At 39.0% G+C, this 19,019-nt stretch carries 5 protein-coding genes; 4 read left to right on the top strand and 1 reads right to left on the bottom strand.

Annotation, left to right across the window (positions count from 1 at the left end; genetic code table 11):
- Positions 1-29 precede the first annotated feature (29 nt).
- The 3 genes from QM524_RS08740 to QM524_RS08730 all read left to right on the top strand — a co-directional run bounded on the left by QM524_RS08740 (position 30) and on the right by QM524_RS08730 (position 4,762).
- Complete coding sequence (locus QM524_RS08740; RefSeq protein WP_283344259.1) at positions 30-839, top strand: hypothetical protein; 810 nt, start codon at positions 30-32, stop codon at positions 837-839.
- The gene (locus QM524_RS08735) at positions 836-2,098 is read left to right on the top strand and encodes an MFS transporter (RefSeq protein ID WP_283344258.1); all 1,263 of its coding nucleotides are present in this window, start codon (positions 836-838) and stop codon (positions 2,096-2,098) included. Before QM524_RS08740 ends, QM524_RS08735 begins: the two co-directional genes overlap by 4 nt.
- 402 nt (positions 2,099-2,500) lie before the next feature.
- Positions 2,501-4,762, top strand: coding sequence for a carboxypeptidase regulatory-like domain-containing protein (locus tag QM524_RS08730; protein WP_283344257.1), 2,262 nt, complete (start codon positions 2,501-2,503; stop codon positions 4,760-4,762).
- A 167-nt stretch (positions 4,763-4,929) separates the two neighbouring features.
- Here the strand turns inward: QM524_RS08730 and htpG are convergent, their stop codons facing one another.
- The gene (gene htpG / locus QM524_RS08725) at positions 4,930-6,744 is read right to left on the bottom strand and encodes a molecular chaperone HtpG (protein ID WP_095162301.1); all 1,815 of its coding nucleotides are present in this window, start codon (positions 6,742-6,744) and stop codon (positions 4,930-4,932) included.
- A 693-nt stretch (positions 6,745-7,437) separates the two neighbouring features.
- On the opposite strand from htpG, the gene QM524_RS08720 reads away from it, so the two are divergent.
- Positions 7,438-18,942 carry an Ig-like domain-containing protein gene (locus tag QM524_RS08720; protein ID WP_283344256.1) on the top strand — a complete coding sequence of 3,835 codons (11,505 nt, stop codon included), beginning with the start codon at positions 7,438-7,440 and terminating at the stop codon, positions 18,940-18,942.
- Positions 18,943-19,019: the final 77 nt, after the last annotated feature.

Below are 19,019 nucleotides of genomic sequence, written 5' to 3'. Positions count from 1 at the left end.
TAAAGCGCTTTTTAGAAATAATAAACCTCTTGAGCTTAGATGTAGTAGCTGGAGCCATGATTTGTCATTCGGCTTTTTTGCGACTACCAGAAGGCAAGTTTACCCATGCAACAACCAGTACGTGGTTGTTGGGTATTGCGGTGTTTATTATATACACCTTAGATAGACAATTGGATAACTTAAAGCCTGAACAAATAGCAACACCGAGGCATCGTTTTCATAAACAATATGCCAAAGTTTTGAAGCTATCTGTGGCATTGGCTATGTTGCTGGGAATATATCTTTTGGGGCATATTACCTATCTCACCTTGATGGTGGGCTTTGGGATTGCTTTTATCACGTCTATTTATTTGGTAGTTGTGAGTAAATTATCCTCAGATAGTATCTTTCAAGCTTATAAAGAACCAGTTACGGCGTTTGTGTATGCGTCGGGTGTGTGTGGAACGGCTATCGTGCAGCATTCGCGCGTATTTGGCTGGATGGACTGGGCTTTGGCAGGCGTTTTTTTTGTGATAGCTTTTCAAAATTTATTGCTTTTTTCGGCATTTGAGCAACAGAAATATCCTCAGGTACACTCATTAGGGTCAATGTGGGGAGCACGTGCTTCTCGACAAATTTTATATGGACTTTTTGTAATCAATCTCATAGCCATATCTTTAATCCTTTGGCATAGTACGTATTCATATTCGATCGATTTAGGAATCGTCGAAATCATCATGAGTACCGTTCTAGTGTTAATAACGTATTTTGAATCATTTTTTGTGAAAAATGATCGTTATCGTTGGGTTGGAGATGGCATATTTTTACTTCCTTTATTTCTTTTTATTCTGATTGGATGAGCGAGCAACTAACACCACCATCTGCAAAAAAATCGCCTTATGAGGCGTTGAAATATCCACAGTTTGTGGCATATATGTTTGCTAATAGTTTTATTACAATGGCCTTGTTGATTCAAGAAGTATTGCTTGGATACGAAATGTACAAGGTTACACACGACCCTATGGCGCTGGGGCTCATTGGCTTGGCGGAGGCACTTCCGTATATTTCTTTGGCATTATTTGGAGGCCATTTAGCCGACCTTTATAACAAGAAAACCATTTTGATGCTAAGTTTAAGTGTCATCATTCTGAGCTCAGTTATTTTGGTTTGGGCTACACATTCAACTACCCAGTTGCCGCAACACAATTTATTGCCCATCATTTACGGCGTAATATTTTTGATAGGCTTAGCCAAAGGGTTTTATTCGCCAGCCTCTTCGTCTTTAAATCCATTTTTGATTCCGAAAGAAGTGTTTGCGAATGCAACTACATGGGCAAGTTCTTTTTGGCAAGCAGGAGCTATTTTAGGGCCAGGTTTAGCGGGTTTTATGTATGCTTATTGGGGATTGACAAATTCTCTTTGGTTTGTGGTAGCACTTTTGTGTACTGTAATGCTCTTAATTAGCACCATCACAGCACCGCCAATTCCTGAAAAAGTAGAAGAGAAAGTAAATATTTTCCAAAGTCTTAAAGAGGGAATCGCTTTTGTTTTCAAAACAAAAATTATCCTTTATTCAATCTCGCTTGATTTGTTTTCGGTACTGTTTGGTGGAGTTATTGCCCTATTGCCTATCTATGCTGAAGACATCCTTAAAGTAGGAGCCGAGGGCTTGGGTATTTTGCGTGCTGCACCATCGATTGGGGCTATACTGACTATGTTTATGATGGTATATTTTCCGCCATTAAAACACGCATGGCGAAATTTATTGCTGGCTGTTGGAGGCTTTGGATTGGCCACATTGATTTTTGCGGTTTCAACAAATTTATGGATTTCGGTGATTGCTTTGTTTTTTACGGGCGCCTTTGACAGCGTAAGTGTAATTGTGCGTCAGACGGTATTGCGATATTGGACTCCAGACGAAATGCGTGGGCGTGTATCGGCAGTGAATGGGATTTTTGTGAGTTCTTCCAACGAAATCGGCGCTTTTGAATCAGGTGTACTCGCCAAGCTGATGGGAACAGTGCCATCGGTAATTTTTGGCGGTACCATGACCATGATTATTGTATCCATTGTGTGGATTCGTTCAAAAGAATTGTTTAAAATGAAGGTGACAGACTAACTATCTGACTTACATCTTCAAAGATTTCTACCATAATCAAAGCCGTTGTACCACCGAGGTATAACGGCTTTGATACTTCAGAGAGTCGTGTGTCCACTTTTTGGCACGCTATTTGTTTTTTGCTTTCATAATTTTCTGTCATTCTTCCGAAAGTTTGAAAGGCAGAGTTTCGCCAAAATAGTAGTTTTAGTATTAACCAACTTCTTGTAGATACACCTTTTTGTCTACAGAAATCAAACAAGGCTAATCGGATTTCATAAAGCATTTTACTCTGTAAATGGAATGTACAGAATGCACTAAATATGAAAATCAAGGAGTTATGTTTCTAAACTTGTTTTAAGAACCATTTCTTTATCATTCTATATACTTACTTTGTAAAACGATTTAGCCTAAAATCCTATCATGAACAAATCATTACATATTCTACTGAGTATTGTCTTACTCTTTGCTATTTCTGCTAACAGTGCTTGGGGACAAGCTAAGTTTAAGGCAGCCAATAGAGAGTATGAGCAACTTAGTTACATGTCGGCCATTCGCTTGTACGAAGACGTGCTGTCTGATTCAAAACTAGACGCCGCTGTTCGTAAAGAAGCCTTGAAAAAATTAGCTTACTGTTATCGTCGTATTCAGGATACCAAAAATGCCGAAAAAGCATATAGTGACTTATTAAAAAACTTCCCAGACGTAGAGTCTGAGAATTATCTTTATTATGCACAGGCTTTGGCTTCAAACGGCAAATACCGTGATTCACAAAAATACTATTCGATTTACGGAGAAAAACAAACTGCTGATGTTCGTAGTAAAAAGTTTACGGTTTCATACATGGAAATGAGTCGTTTCTATAGAGACTCTTCTTCATATCAAGTCGAATATCTTCCGATAAATTCAAACCAAGCGGATTTTAGCCCGATGTTTTACAAAGGAGGTTTAGTGTTTTGTTCTGCTCGTGATGAGTCGGGCGCAGTGAAACGTGTTTATGGCTGGAACCAAACGCCATTTTTAGACTTATACTTTGTGCCAGATACCGCACAACTCAAGTCAGGTATGGTGCAAAAAGCGGCTGCTTTGGGTGGTGTTATTGCGAGTAGTAGTAATAAAACCTTGAAATCAACAGGCGATGTTAATAAGGTAGAAGAATTTAGCCGTGTGATTAATACAAAATACCATGAGGGGCCTGCAGTATTTTTTCAAGGGGAGCAAAAAGCCATTTTTACTCGTAACAATTTTAATAAAGGTAAAACCAGAGAATCCAAAGATGGTACGAATAAACTGAAATTATACATTGCTGATTTGGTAAAAGATAATTGGAGTAATATTAAAGAACTACCATTTAATTCTGATGAATATTCTTGTGGACACCCAGCTTTGACACCCGATAATACCAAATTGTATTTTGTGTCAGATATGCCTGGTGGTTATGGTGGCACTGATATTTATGTGGTAGAATACAGCGATGGAAATTGGGGAACCCCCGTAAATATGGGAAAAGAAATAAACTCTGAGGGTAATGAAATGTTTCCATTTGTTGACCCAGCTGGAAATCTCTATTTTGCTTCTGATGGTCATGAAGGACTAGGTGGACTCGATATGTTTTTTGCAGAAATCAAAGATGGCGTAGCGTACAGAGGCGTAAATAACTTAGGTGCTCCGTTGAACTCTCCGCAAGATGATTTTGGAATCATTACAGATGCTACTCGTACAAGTGGATTTTTCTCGTCAAACCGTAAGTCTGGTTTAAGTGATGATAATATCTATAGCTTCAAACGTGTTTGTCGTCCTCTGACTTTGATTGTCTATGATGCAGCGTCGAAACAACCACTTGAAAACGTAGACGTCCGCATCACAGTAAATGCTGAAAGTCGTGAATTGAGAGTGACAGGCGTTGATGGCTCGACCAGTATTTGTATGGAAGCCAATGCCGAGTATGAGTTTAAGGCTATTAAAGAGGGCTATCTGATGAACTCGGTGGCATATTCTACTAAAAGTAATACTGCTCAGAAAACAACCTTAGAGTTATATCTCGAAAAAGCTCCTTTGGCGGTGTTGAAAGGTGTCGTAAAATCTGAAGTAAACGACCAACCTATGGCTGGTGTTCAGGTAACATTGGAAAACGAAAAAGACAAAACGAAGCAAACTGTAACAACAGGACCAGATGGTGGCTATGAGTTTCAGGTAAAACCTGGGGACGACCACAAGCTGACTGCTGAAAAAGATAAGTATGCTACTAACACAGAGAAAATTGGTAAAGTTAAATCGAGTGGAGAAGTAGTGCAGAATATTCAAGGGATGTATGGTGAAGGAGATATTTTCAAGTTGAAAAATATTTATTATGACTATGGAAAATTCTTTATTCGTCCTGACGCAGCTCGTGAACTAGAAAAAACATTGTTGCCATTGCTTCGTAAGTATCCTGCAATGACTATCGAGATTCGTTCGCATACTGATGCTCGCTCAAGTGATAACTTCAATATGCAACTTTCGGCAAACCGTGCCAGAGCCGTAGTTGATTACTTAGCTATGCGAGGCATTGATCCATCTAGGTTAGTGTCAAATGGATATGGCGAAACAGAACTGGTGAATGAATGTGTGGATGGAATAATTTGTGATGAAAAACAACACCAAGAAAACCGCAGAACAGAGTTTAGAATTATATCTGTAAAATAACAATCGTAGTAAAGAGAAATTTAGATGTGTTTTTTAGGTTAGAAAAATAAAAGCCCTTCGATTGAAGGGCTTTTATTTTTATCATGGTTATAACTAAAATCAGATGTAAGTGTCAAATTATGAGAATATTACATTCACAATTCACTCATTCTAAATTATTCAATTAACTATAATCCTTGTGCAGTACGTTGGATAAAGGCTGTTAAGTCGGCACCTGTCAACAAGTTTTGAGACAATAAAGCAAGGTCATAAACCTGTTTCGCCAAACGTTTTTGTTCACCTTCTTCTTCTGTTTTGAGAATTTTATTAATCAAAGGGTGATTGGCATTTACTGCAATAGTATAATTGTTTGGCATTGCTCCAAACATTCCCATACCACCACCAAGCTTTGACATATCGCTCATACGGCGCATAAATTCATTTTGGGTAACGATAGCAGGAAGTTCGTCTACTGGCATCGCCTCTACTTGAACCGATTTATTTTTGTCATTGATTACCTCATCGAATACCTTTTTCACAGTCTCTTTTTCTGAGTCTGAAAGTACAGCTTCTAAGGCGATACCTTTATCAATTAATTTTTCTACTGTATCGGCATCAACACGTTTTAGGTTAGTTTTTACCAATTTGGTTTCAAGCATATTGATAAAATGACTATCCAAAACAGCATCCAATTTCAAAACATCATAGCCACGTTTAGTCGCCGATTGGATATAGCCATCTTGTCCTAGTAAGTCAGTCGCATAAAGGTATACAACGTCATCGTTTTTATCTTTCTGATTTTCCTGAGCAAACTCGGCGTATTCATTCAAAGTGTAGTATTTGCCCGAAGTACTTTGTAGCAAACAGAAGTCTTTCGCTTTGTCGTAGAACTTCTCATCTGAAATCATTCCGTATTTTACAAAAAGACCAATGTTTTCGAATTTCTCTTCAAAGCCAGCACGGTCATTTTTGAATAAATCATTCAGTTTTTCAGCTACTTTTCTTGTAATATAGTTGTTGATTTTCTTAACATTAGAGTCAGCTTGTAAGAAGCTTCTTGAAACGTTAAGAGGAATATCTGGCGAATCGATTACACCGTGCAACAACATCAAAAATTCAGGAACTACATCTTTTACTTCGTCAGTAATAAATACCTGACGGCTGAAAAGTTGAATTTTTTCTCTTTGTAATTGCAATTCGTTTTTCACTTTCGGGAAATACAGAATACCTGTCAAATTGAAAGGATAATCTACATTCAAGTGAATCCAGAAAAGAGGCTTTTCTGACATAGGATAAAGCTCTTCATAGAACTTTAAATAATCTTCATCTGTCAAATCAGCAGGTGATTTTGCCCAGATAGGAGTAGGGTTGTTGATGATAGCATCTTCAAATTCGATTTCAATAGGAAGGAATTTGCAGTATTTATCAAGAATTTGTTTGAGTCTAAAATTCTCAAGGAATTCTAATGAATCATCAGCAACGTACAAAATAATATCAGTACCTCTTCTTTCACGAGTAGCCTCCGAAATTTCGAATTCGGTTGAGCCATCACAAGTCCATTTTACAGCTTGTGCACCATCTTGGAAAGATTTTGTAATAATGTCTACTCTTTCAGCAACCATAAAGGCAGAGTAAAACCCAAGACCGAAATGACCAATGATTGCTTTTTCGTCTCCTTTATCCTTGTATTTTTCAACAAACTCAGTAGCTCCAGAAAAGGCAATTTGGTTGATGTACTTTTTCACCTCATCGGCAGTCATACCAATACCCGAATCGGAGATAGTAATCGTGCGAGCATCTTTGTCAAAACTTACTTTTACCTTCAATTCACCTAATTCACCAGCGTATTCACCAATGGCCGACAAACGTTTCAATTTTTGAGAAGCATCAACTGCATTAGATACCAACTCACGTAAGAAGATTTCATGATCTGAGTATAAAAACTTCTTAATAATAGGGAAAATGTTTTCGGTATGAATCGAAATGTTACCTTTTTCTTGCATGGTCATTTTGTCATTAATAATTTATAGAAATACAAACCAAATATTCATAGAATGGTGTCGTAACCGACATAGCGATATTGACAAATACAATTCCAAAACCGCATAAAATGCCAAATTGTCAGCGCTTACGTATAAAGTCCTGCCACTTAATAAAATAAAGACTGAAAACCTTGACAGACTAATAAATTTTTATTTGATTTGTATCATCAAAGCTAATATCGGATAAGATAGGTGCTTCGCTCGCAATTAATAAATTTATATACTTCCTTTCGTTACCTTAATTGGTGTCTTCTCGGTTAGTGCATTTTCATAAGTGCATTGGTTGTATCTTATTGTATTTCATAAATTTTTTATTTAAGCAAAATTTTGGCATAGTTTTGGCTTTGCTGCCCCGTTGCATTTTTTGTAGCTTTTGCAGCAAAATTAAATTGACCTAGTATTGTCAAATTTTTATGACAAAGTCCGTAAATCGAGGATGTACGCTTGATTTAATATAGCACAAAAAGGCGGTCAGTTACTCAACTTAAGTGTTAGGTATTTGGCACAATTTTGGTACATTTTACCGTACAATCTCATCATTTTGAGACGCCTAAAAGTGACTAAATCATGCGAATCCGAAGTTTGAACAAAACTGGTCGATAGTACAAGATTTTGGTATCCTCCTAAGTAATTAAAACATTAACAAGAAATCGGATGAAAAAAACATTTACATTCGAGGTTGGCGCTAGCCGTCAAGCGGATCATAGGTTTTCATCGCATTTGCAGCCTAAAGTAGTTAATTCCCTAAATGCTTCTGATAGCATACCTGCTGTTATGCCCCTAAGTGAAGATTCACTTCTTGTTGATACACCAAGTAATTACTTGTCGGATAGCCCAAACGAACAAGGTCCTAGTAGTGAATTTTATCAATTAAACATACAGCAAATGAATCTTTTTACTTACCTGACACGAGCGGCTAATAATCTGTTTCAGCCTCGAGGTGCAAGCAATATGGGTGTTACTCTATTGTCAAAATCTCGCATGGTGAAATCTGTGTTGGACTTATGCGAAAGTTGGGGTTTGTCTACATTAACCAACCGCCTTACTTCGAATAAGAAAGAACAATTATCAGCAAGTTCATTGAATGGTTTTTCTACCCTTCGAACTGTATTCGCTTCTTTAATCCTTACAGTACTTACTGCTTGGACGGCTGTGGCTAGTCCAGACTTGTCTTTAACAGCTTCGGTAAGCAATGGTAATCCTAATCCTGGCGATTTAGTTACCTATATTATTAAGTTAAAGAATAGTACAGGAGATAAGGCTACCAATATTTCCGTAAAAGATTCCTTGCCTTCAACGTTGGAGTCGATTGTGTATTCGAGCCCAGCGTCAGGAGTCACCTACGACAATGTCAATAAAAAGTGGGTAATTACTCAGTTGCTAGGCAATACTGAAATAACACTTCAAGTTCAGGCAAGAGTAAAAAGCGGCGACCTCGGAAGAGGAATCGCCTATGCTAGTTTTGAGGTAGTTGCTCAAACCGAACCAGATACGGATTCAAAACCAAACAATCATAATATTAATGAGGACGATCAAGCGGCTGTATGTTTTTCTGTCCCAACATATTTTTCGATCGGAAGTGTTTTTGAGGTTTCAGTACCAAAAGGTTTGACGAACGTAGTATGGACTAGACGTATCGGAACAAACGGTGTTGCAACAGCTATTACAGCTACCAAGTCAGGTTCAGGTGCTTATGTTCAAAATGGCGTATTATATATAGAAAGTATTACAGATTATACGGAGTTTACTTTTTCTGCTACCAATTCGACGTGTCCTGTAACAGGTTGTTGCCCAGTGAAGTTTCTTCCTGATCCTTTTGGTTCGATTGGAGATTATGTTTGGAGTGATGTGAATGCCAATGGTATTCAAGATGCTACAGAAACTGGATTGGCGGGCGTGAAAGTAGATTTATACACAGGCTCAAATACATTTGTAAAAACTGTTACTACAACATCGACAGGTTATTATTTATTTGATAACCTGACTTCTGGTTCTTATCAAGTACGTGTAACGCTTCCAGCGAAGAGTCAAATCTCTAAAGCTAATCAAGGAAGTGATGACACTAAAGACAGTGATTTTAGTGCATTGGGTCGTAGCCATTTAGTTACTATTAATACTGCATTAGCTGTTACAGATACTTTGAGAAACAATCCTAATGTAGATGCGGGTATCGTTCCTTTAGGTTCTATTGGTGATTATGTATTTAATGATAACAATAAAGATGGTATTCAAAATACAGGTGATACACCAGTAGCTGGTTTGAAAGTTTCTTTATTGGATAAAAATGGAAATGTAATTAGTACAACCACTACTGATGCAAATGGTAAATACGAATTTATCGTTGCAAGTGGTCAATACTACGTTTTATTTGATAAACCTGCTGGTTCAACCTTTACTTTAACAGGCAAAGGGACATCATCGACAGACTCTGATGCAGGTACCGATGGTAAAAGCCCACTTATTACAATAGATGCCACGAAACCAGTTGGCGATCCTGCGCGTGATAATAAAGATATTGACGCAGGTATTATTCCTAGCTGTAATGTAACTACTGGTAATCTATTGGCAGGTACAGCAGGTTTGTGCTTACCTACGGGAGGTTCATTAACACTTACAGCGTCTGTTTCGACAGCACCAACAGTTCCATCTGGATATGTTGTGAGATACCTATTGAGTAAAGGCACAACAAATACTATTGTTCAGACGGCAACAACTCCAAGTTTCTCTATCAATGCAGCAGACTCGTACAAAATTCATACTATAGTATATAATACTACAGATTTGAACTTGACGACGGCTATTACATTAGGTACTACCAAACTTTCAGATTTGCAAACAACCATTTCTGGAAAATGTCTAGCACTTGATGCGACTGGAGTAAGCTTCAATGTAACAAGTAACCCAGATATGCCAAATGTAGTTTCTTCTGCTAGCATGCTATGTGTTGGCGATGTGGCTACTCTGACAGCATCGGGTACAGGTTCTTCTTATAAATGGTATACACTACCTACTGGAGGAACAGCCTTCGCTACTACAGCGAGTGTTCAAGTTACTCCAACGGCAAATACCACTTATTATGTAGAGACAATAAATGCGAATGGCTGTACAAGTGCTAGAAAAAGTATTTCTATCGTAGTAAATACCAAACCTGCCACTCCAACAGTATTGTCATCAATTGCAAACCAATGCTCACCAGTTGCTACGACGACAGTGAATTTGGCGTCAGCTATTACAAGTACTCCTTCAACAAGTGGTGGTGTATTTGAGTGGAGAACAGGTTCGACTTCAACATCATCGTTGGTTGCAAATCCAGCGGCAGTGGGAGCAGGTACTTATTACTTGTTTGAAAAATCTACTACAGGCTGTTATAGTTCACCTGCGTTAGTAACAGTGAGTATCAACTCTTGTGCATGTCCTAATCCTGCAACGGTTATTCTTACTGCTATTCCATCTCAGTGCGTGGGTAGTTTCACACAATTGCAACTATCAGCTACTTTGGGTGGGGGAGCAACAAGCGGAACATGGACCTCAACAGGTACAGGTACATTTGATAATGCATCGAGTGTTTCTGCGAAATATACCCCTTCTGCGTCAGATGAAACAAAAGGTTCAATCGAATTTACGTTTACAACCAATGACCCAGATGGTAGCGCTACTTTATGTTCGGCTGCGACTTCTAAAACGACTTTCATTTACAAGGCTCGTCCTTCGAAACCATCAAACTTGTCAGCTAGCTCACAAATTTGTTTAGGACAACCTAATACACTTACTGCTGAAAGTGCAGGTAACACGATTAAGTGGTACACAACTGCTACTGGAGGAACATCAGTAGGAACAGGCACTAGCTTGACAGTAACACCAACAGCAGCGGGTACAGTAATATATTATGCAGAGGCGTCAACGTCTGAGGGTTGTACAAGTGAAAGAGCATCTATCAGCTTTACGGTTAATCCATCGCCTACGACTCCAACAGTGTTGGCATCTTTAGCTAATCAATGTTCACCAGCAGTTACTACTACTGTGAATTTGGCATCAGCAATCACAAGTACTCCTTCAACAAATGGTGGTGTATTCGAATGGAGAACAGGCTCAACGCCATCGGCATCGTTGGTAGCAAATCCAGCGGTAGTAGGAGCAGGTACTTATTATTTATTTGAAAAATCAACTAATGGCTGCTATAGCGCACCTGCAGTAGTAACTGTTAATATCAATTCATGTAGTTGTCCTAATCCTGCAACAGTTACAGTTGCTGCTATCTCGTCTCAATGCGTAGGTAGTTTCACACAATTGCAACTAACTGCTACTTTGGGTGGAGGAGCAACAAGCGGAACATGGACATCGACAGGTACTGGAACATTTGATAATGCAACTAGCGTATCTGCCAAATATACTCCTTCTGCATCAGACGAGGCAAAAGGTTTAATTGAATTTACGTTTACAACTAACGACCCAGATGGTAGTGCTACTTTATGTTCTGCTGCAACTTCTAAGACAGTATTTACGTATAAGACTCGTCCATCAAAACCATCAAACTTGTCAGCTAGCTCACAAATTTGTTTAGGAGAATCGAATACACTTACTGCTGAAAGTACAGGTAATACTATTAAATGGTACACAACCGCTACAGGAGGAACATCAGTAGGAACAGGTACTAGCTTAAAAGTTACTCCGACAGCAACAGGTACAGTAGTGTATTATGCAGAGGCAGTAACACCAGAAGGTTGTATTAGCGAAAGAGCATCTATCAACTTTACAGTGACAAGCTGTCAAACGACAGACTTAGCAGTTGTTAAAACAGTTGTTGACGTAGCATCTCCGCAAACATCACCTTCTTATTTAGTAGGACAGACGATTAACTATGCTATCGTTGCTAAAAACTTAGGAGGTTCGAGTGCTTCAACTGTTAAAGTAAAAGATGTGCTTCCTGCAAGCTTATCGTTTGTAAGTGCAGATCCTTCTGCTCAATACAATGCTTCAACTGGCGAATGGACGATTGGTACTTTAGCGGCTGGTGCTCAAGTTACTTTAAACATAAAGGCAACGATTCTTTCGAAAGGCAGTATCGTTAATGATGCCGAAATCTCAAGTCCAAGTGAAGACCCAACAAAATTGGGTAATAACAAATCAAGTGTAACTATCAATGCTATTGAATTGGCTGACTTGAGCTTGACGAAAACAGTTTCGAATGCTACTCCAAATGTTAACGACGAAATTGTATATACAATAGTAGTATCTAACGCAGGTCCACATGCTGCAACGAATGTTGAAATTCAAGATGTGCTTCCTGCGGGTATCAGCTTTGTGTCTAGTTCTTCTTTGACAAACAACAACGGTACATTGACAGGTACGATTGCAAATCTGGCGAAGGATGCAAAAGTAGAATTTACTTTCCGCGCGAAAGTAACATCAGGTGGTAAAATCACGAACGCTGCACAAATTACCAAGTCGGATGTGAAAGACCCTGATTCGACACCAAATAATGGTACAGATAAAAATGAAGATGATGATGATAGTGTAGATATTATTACCCCAACTGTTTGTAATGTAGCAGCACCTGTGCTTGCAGCTGAGAAAACAGCTATATGCTCTGGTCAATCAGTGAATATTACAGCAGTAGGATGTACAGGACAGATTAAATGGAATACAGGTGAAACAACAGCATCTATTACTGTTACGCCATCTGTAAACGCAACTTACACGGCAACTTGTACAGTAAATAATTGTACAAGTAATCCTTCAACTCCTGTTTCGATTACGGTTACAACTCCAACAGTTCCAACAATAGTTGCATCATCAACTTCTATTTGTGGTTCTGGTTCTGTAACATTAACAGCCACAGGTTGTACTGGAACTGTTAAATGGTATGGTGGTGTACAAGTATTGACAAGTGCATCGGTAACAGTTAATCCAACGGTTACAACAACTTACTCTGCAACATGTACAGTTGCTACTTGTGAATCAACTAAATCACAATCAGTGACAATCACTGTGGGTACACCAACACCTCCAGCAATTAGTCCAGCATTGTCAGCGATTTGTTCTGGTTCTCCATTGACATTAAGCGCAACAGGTTGTGCAGGTGGTACAATAGAATGGTCAAATGGAATGACAGGATCGTCAATTACTGTAACGCCAACTGTTAGTACGAACTACACTGCAGTTTGTAAAATTGGAACTTGTACAAGTATTGCATCTAATACAGCAAGTGTAACAGTTTCAGAATTTGCTAAACCAACAATTGTAGCATCTAAAACTGCTATCTGTGTGGGTGAAAGTGTAACATTGACTGCCACAGGATGTAATGGTACAATCAAATGGTCAGATGGTCAAACAGGTGCATCAGTAACAGTTAAGCCTTCGGTTACAACTTCTTACACCGCAACTTGTACATCTACAAATGCGACATGTAACTCTGGGGTATCGAATACGGTAGAGGTGAAAGTAAACAGTGGATCTATTGATGCGCCAATTGTTGTATGTGGAGATCAAGAAATTTGTGTTGGTCAAGAAGTTGTCTTCTTAGCATTAGGATGTCCAAGCGGTACAACAGTAAAATGGTCAAATGGTATGACAGGAACAACAATTACTGAGAAACCAACAATTACCACTGTTTTCTCAGCTGTTTGTTCATTAGGTGCATGTGAAAGTGTTAAATCAAACGAAAAAGAAATTGTAGTTAAACCAACGGTTGTAGTAACATTGGTTGCTTCAGCAGATAAGAATAATGTATGTGCTGGTTCTCCAGTAACATTATCAGTAAAAGGTTGCGAAGCTGGTAAGGTAACATGGACTGGCGGTCTAACAGGTTCAACTATTACAGTTAATCCAACGGTGACAACTACTTATACTGCATTGTGTACAGATGTAGCTTGTGCTACAGATGCTAAAGCTTCAGTAACGGTAAATGTTGCTACAGATTTGCCAACACCAGTAATCGTGGCAAGTACTACTTCTCCTGTATGTGCAGGAACAGAAGTTACTTTAACTGCCACAGGATGTACGGCTGATTTGTTGTGGAGTACTGGTGAAACTACGGCAAGTATCAAAGTGAAGCCAGCAATAACAACTACTTATACTGTTCAGTGTAAATCAAATAGTTGTGCTAACGCAACTGCTAAAACATCTAGCCCAGTAACGGTAACCGTGGGTTCAGGTGCTGCGCCAGTGATTACAGCATCAACGAATACAATTTGTTCAGGTACTCAGGTAACACTTACGGCAACAGGTTGTGGTGCTAGCGACGTGACTTGGTCGAATGGTAAAACAGGTGCATCAATCATTGAAACACCAACGGCGACAACAACGTATTCTGCTACTTGTAAAGGAAATACTTGTGTAAGTGCAGAGTCGAACAAAGTAACGGTGAATGTTACACCATTAGCAATTCCAACAATTAGTGTTGTATGTACTTGTCCTGCGAAATTTATGTGTCCAGGTAGTTCAATGACATTAGTGGCAACTGGATGTGAAGGCGGAACTATCAAGTGGTCAGATGGATTTACAGGTTCAATTCATACAGTAAGCCCAACTCAAACTACAAACTACACAGTGAAATGTGTAACGAGTACTTGTGAGTCGGCTTCTTCAGCAGTAACAACTATTACAGTAGGAACTCCGACAGCTCCAGTAATTACAAGTGATGTATTAACTGCTTGTGCTGGTTCATTAGTGAACTTAACTGCAACTGGTTGTGATGGTGCTGTAATTTGGAGTGATGGTCAAATTGGAACAACGGTAAGTGTAAAACCAACAGCTAACACAACTTATACCGCAATTTGTAAACTTGATAAGTGTGAAAGTGGTAACTCTAATGAGTTGACAATCAAAGTAGGTAATTCTGCTAGCAAGCCATCTACGAAAGATTTGGTAAATGCTTGTCCAGCAACAACCGTTGATTTAACGTCTGGTTTATTAAGTACAGCTTCAAATGGTAGCTCATTTGAATTCAGAACAGGTAATTTAAGCACTTCAACTTTAGTAAGTAACCCACAAGCTGTTTCAGCAACTGGCACTTATTATGTATTCGAGAAGTTTGCTTCGGGTTGTTACTCTGCTCCAGCAGCAATCAATGTATTTATTAATACAGATTGTTCTACGAAAAATTGTACTACAGCTCCTGCAGCAGTAAATGCTGGTGCTGATGCTACAATTTGTGATACGAAATCTTACCAATTGAAAGGTGCCTTCAGTGGTGCAGCAAGTTTCATCACTTGGAAGTCAACTGGTACAGGTACATTTGACAATCCATTATTGCCAACTGCTACTTATACCGCTTCGGCACAAGATGTGACAAATGGTTCAGTGAAGTTATTCTTGACTTCAAATGACCCAGATGGTACAGGTCCATGTGTGGCTGCTGTGGATACAATGATTCTTACTATTAATGGAATTAAAGTAAAACCAACCATTACCGTTTCGGGTAATTTGACAGCTTGTACGACTGATTCTGTAGGGTTGAAAGCAATTGCTGGTTATCAATACAAATGGTATAAAGTAGGTTCGACTTCTGTAGTTTCAACTGCGCTGGCAATTAATGTGAAAGGCTTAGGCAGCTATTATTATATCTTGAGCGATGCAAATGGATGTACTTCTGTACCATCAGATACTGCAACATTAAATCCTCTTGCTGATATTTCTGCTCCAGTGACTAAGAATTTGATGATATCTTCTGGTCAGACTGCCAACTTGAATAGTTTAGTAACATCAACCACTCCAACTGGCGCTACCTTGGTGTTTAAAGCTGGTAGTTCGGCAGCATCTAACGATATCTCGAGCCCTTCTGCGGTTGGATTTGGAACATACTACGCATTCTATCGTACTGCACAAGGATGTTTCTCTTCTGGTTCGCCAATTACAGTTAGTACTGATTTGGTAGTGATGGATTTGGCTGATATTGGTGTAGGTATAACAACAGACAAAGCAACATATGCGGTAGGAGACACAGTAGTAACTACAGTAACAGTAGTTAACTCTGGACCAAGAACGGCTAAAGGAGTGGCCCTAAGTGTAATCATCCCAGGAACGCTTACTTATGCTAGTCAAACAGGAGGCTTAATTCAAAATGGAAATACAGTTGGTGTAAATATTGATACACTTGCATTGAATGGTACTAAAACATACACATTCAAATCGGTGGTAACAAGTACTTCGGAAGCAACTATTACGGTTTCAGGAACTTCTAGCACTGTAGATCCGAATACAGCCAACAACAAAGCATCTGTTACAATCAATGCAGGAGTGGTAGATCCAAATGCCGCAGATGCAGCCATTGCTATAGTTGCAGATAAAACTGCTATTGGATTAAATGAATCAGCAACGTTAACTGTAACTGTTTCTAACAACGGACCTGCTACAGCTAAAGGCGTGAAAGTGACAACTACAATTCCAGCAGGATTTGAGTTGCTATCGGCAGAACCAAGTTGGATTGTAAGTGGAAATACTTTGACAGCTAGCTACGATTCATTGAAGAAAGGAGAAACAAAAGTATTAACATTCATCGCGAAAGGTATTACATCTGGAAATCTATTATTTGGAGCTACAGTAGCTTCTACCTTAGACCCTAAAACAGATAATAATACTGCAACAACTACTGTTCAGGTTGGATCAATCAATCCAACTGGTTTAGCTGACCTTGCTTTAAGCTTTACTACAGATAAGTCGATTGTATCAAAAGGTGATGAAGTAGTTTATACATTGAAAGTTCAAAATAATGGACCTGCCACTGCTTCAAACATTGAGTTAAGAGCGTTGTTCCCTCAAGGGCTAACATTCTTATCTGGCGATGTAGATAAAACTGCAGATTCAATAAAAGCAACTATCGGTAATTTGGCAGTTGGAGCTTCAGCATCATTCTCTTATAGAGTGAAAGTAGATGAAGATAAAACAATCTCAACTACTGCAACTACAACTAAGTATAGCCCAACAGATCCATTGTTGACTAATAATACAGCAACTGCAACAATCGTATCGGCAAACGATACACTCTATGCAGATTTGGCAGTAGTCAAAACAGCAAGTGCTACAACAGTTAACAAAGACAGTTTGGTAACCTATACTATTAAGGTAACAAACGCTGGTCCTGGTAATGCTAAGAATGTTGTCTTGAAAGACTTCCTAGTAAGTAACTTATCATACATCAGTGGCGACTTTACTTCAACTGGCAAGACTGCAAGCGGTGATTCTTTAAGTGTGACTATCGCATCAATTGCCAAAGGAGAAACCAAATCGTTAACCTATAAAGCACGAGCAGTATTACAAGGAGTAGCGCCTAACACTGTATTTGTCGCAAGCTCAAGTAAATTGGATGCAGTTAAAGGTAATGATAAGAGTACGGTTGAGGTTAATATCATCAATAAGGTGGTAAATGACTGTAAATTGGGCTTAGCATTAGCGGTAATTGATACAAACCAAACATCAACTGGTGTTTACAAAGTGACTTATCAATTGATTGCGAAAAACTTCTGTAGTGATACGCTACGTAATGTTAGCTTGGTAGATTCGGTTGCGAAAAACTTCCCTTCTCCTGCAACATTTACAGTGAGTGCACCAGTATTGAAGAATACAGGCAACTTGGTAATCAATGAGGCATTTGGCGCTAGTGATCCAAATTTGGTAAAAGCAGCTTCTAGCTTCATGATTCCAAATAAAGTAGATACTTTGATTTACACTGTAACACTTACATTAAACGGCAATAAAGGGCCATTCTACAGTCAAGTAAATGGTTCGGGTATTGCTCCAAGTGGCACAGTAACAGCTAAGTCATCTGCTGGTACCAATGTGAGTGCAACTCCTAGCAGAACGGTAGTACGCTTCGACTTACCAAGAACACTGATTGGTGTAGCAAAAGAAGTTCTAGCATCTGGCTTGAAACGCGAGAGCACAAACGAATGGACAGTTCCTTATGTCATTAGAGTTGTTAACATGGGTGTAAATAGAATCACGAAGTTGTCAGTAACCGATGACTTAGATGCAGTTTATACTTCGAAAGGAGCAACTATTGTAGGTCAACCTACTGTTTCGACAAATCGTCCAGGTGTGAAAGTAAATTCTAAATACACAGGTTCTGGTTTGAATATCGATTTAGTACTGCCAGATTCGTCTGCGCTAGGTGTTGGCGATTCAGTATCAATCAACTTGGCAGTAAGAGTTAATACTACTGCTGCTACTGACTCAGTATTCAGTAACGTTGCCATCGGTAAAGGTACAGGTACAGATGGTTTGACTTATGAGGATATTTCAACGGCTGGTTCTGATCCAGATCCTGACAAAGATGGTGATCCTTCAAATAACAAGGTAGCTACTTCAGTAACGTTGAGTAACCCAGTGAAACCGTTAGGTGATGCCGCAATTGGTGTAGCGTTGTCAGCTGGTAAACCAGTAATGCAAACAGATAGCACGTTCAACGTGAAGTTTAGATTGATTGCTCGTAACTACGGTAAGGATACACTAAACAATGTTGTTCTTGCTAACCATATTCAATCTAATATTGGACAGCAAGTAACGGCTTGGTCATTGGTAGGTAAACCAACGCTTGTTAGCGGAAAAGTAAAACTTGATTCATTGTTTGATGGAATCGCTGATACAACTCTTACAGTAGCAAGTAGCACATTCAAGTTTGCCAAAGGTGATAGTATCGTGATTGAGTACACATTGAATATCCGTGAACCACTTCAGGATACGATTTATACTCAAGCTAGCGCAACAGGTATAAGTATTGCAGATGCGACGAAGAAAGCATTTGACCTATCAACAGCAGGCACGAACCCAGATCCTAATGGAGATGGTAATCCTTCTGAAAATGCTAAGACTCCTGTAATATTCGATGCGTCGGTAGTAACTGATAGTCCATTTATTCCTGAAGGGTTCTCTCCAAACGGTGATGGAATTAACGATAAGTTCGTAATACAGCCATTGAATCCTGATCAACGCATCGAATTGAAAATCTTCAACAGATGGGGAAGTTTAGTTTACGCTGCAAGTGACTATCAAAATGACTGGGGTGGCGAAGCTAACCAAGGTGTGAAAGTAATCGGTGATGGTCAAGGCTTACCTGATGGTACTTACTACTACAGCTTCACTCGTTACGATAGAACAACAGGTGAAATTATTTTAACTCAAGGTAAAAACACTGTAGTTAAATACTTCACAATTGTGAGATAATACAAAAACACCCTAGAGTGAGTCTCTCACTCTAGGGTGCCTAAATAGTTAAAAAATCAAATCAAAGAAAACTAAGC

The organism is Flectobacillus roseus (assembly GCF_030056595.1).
Classification (GTDB): domain Bacteria; phylum Bacteroidota; class Bacteroidia; order Cytophagales; family Spirosomataceae; genus Flectobacillus; species Flectobacillus roseus.
Note: the sequence above shows the minus strand (reverse complement) of the source record. Positions and strands in the feature narration are given on the sequence as shown.

What these genes read in the sequence shown, in the direction of transcription:
- QM524_RS08735 (WP_283344258.1), top strand. Translation starts at nt 836, where the DNA reads ATGAGCGAGCAACTAACACCACCATCTGCAAAAAAATCGCCTTATGAG.
- QM524_RS08730 (WP_283344257.1), top strand. Translation starts at nt 2,501, where the DNA reads ATGAACAAATCATTACATATTCTACTGAGTATTGTCTTACTCTTTGCT.
- htpG (WP_095162301.1), bottom strand. Translation starts at nt 6,744, where the DNA reads ATGCAAGAAAAAGGTAACATTTCGATTCATACCGAAAACATTTTCCCT.
- QM524_RS08720 (WP_283344256.1), top strand. Translation starts at nt 7,438, where the DNA reads ATGAAAAAAACATTTACATTCGAGGTTGGCGCTAGCCGTCAAGCGGAT.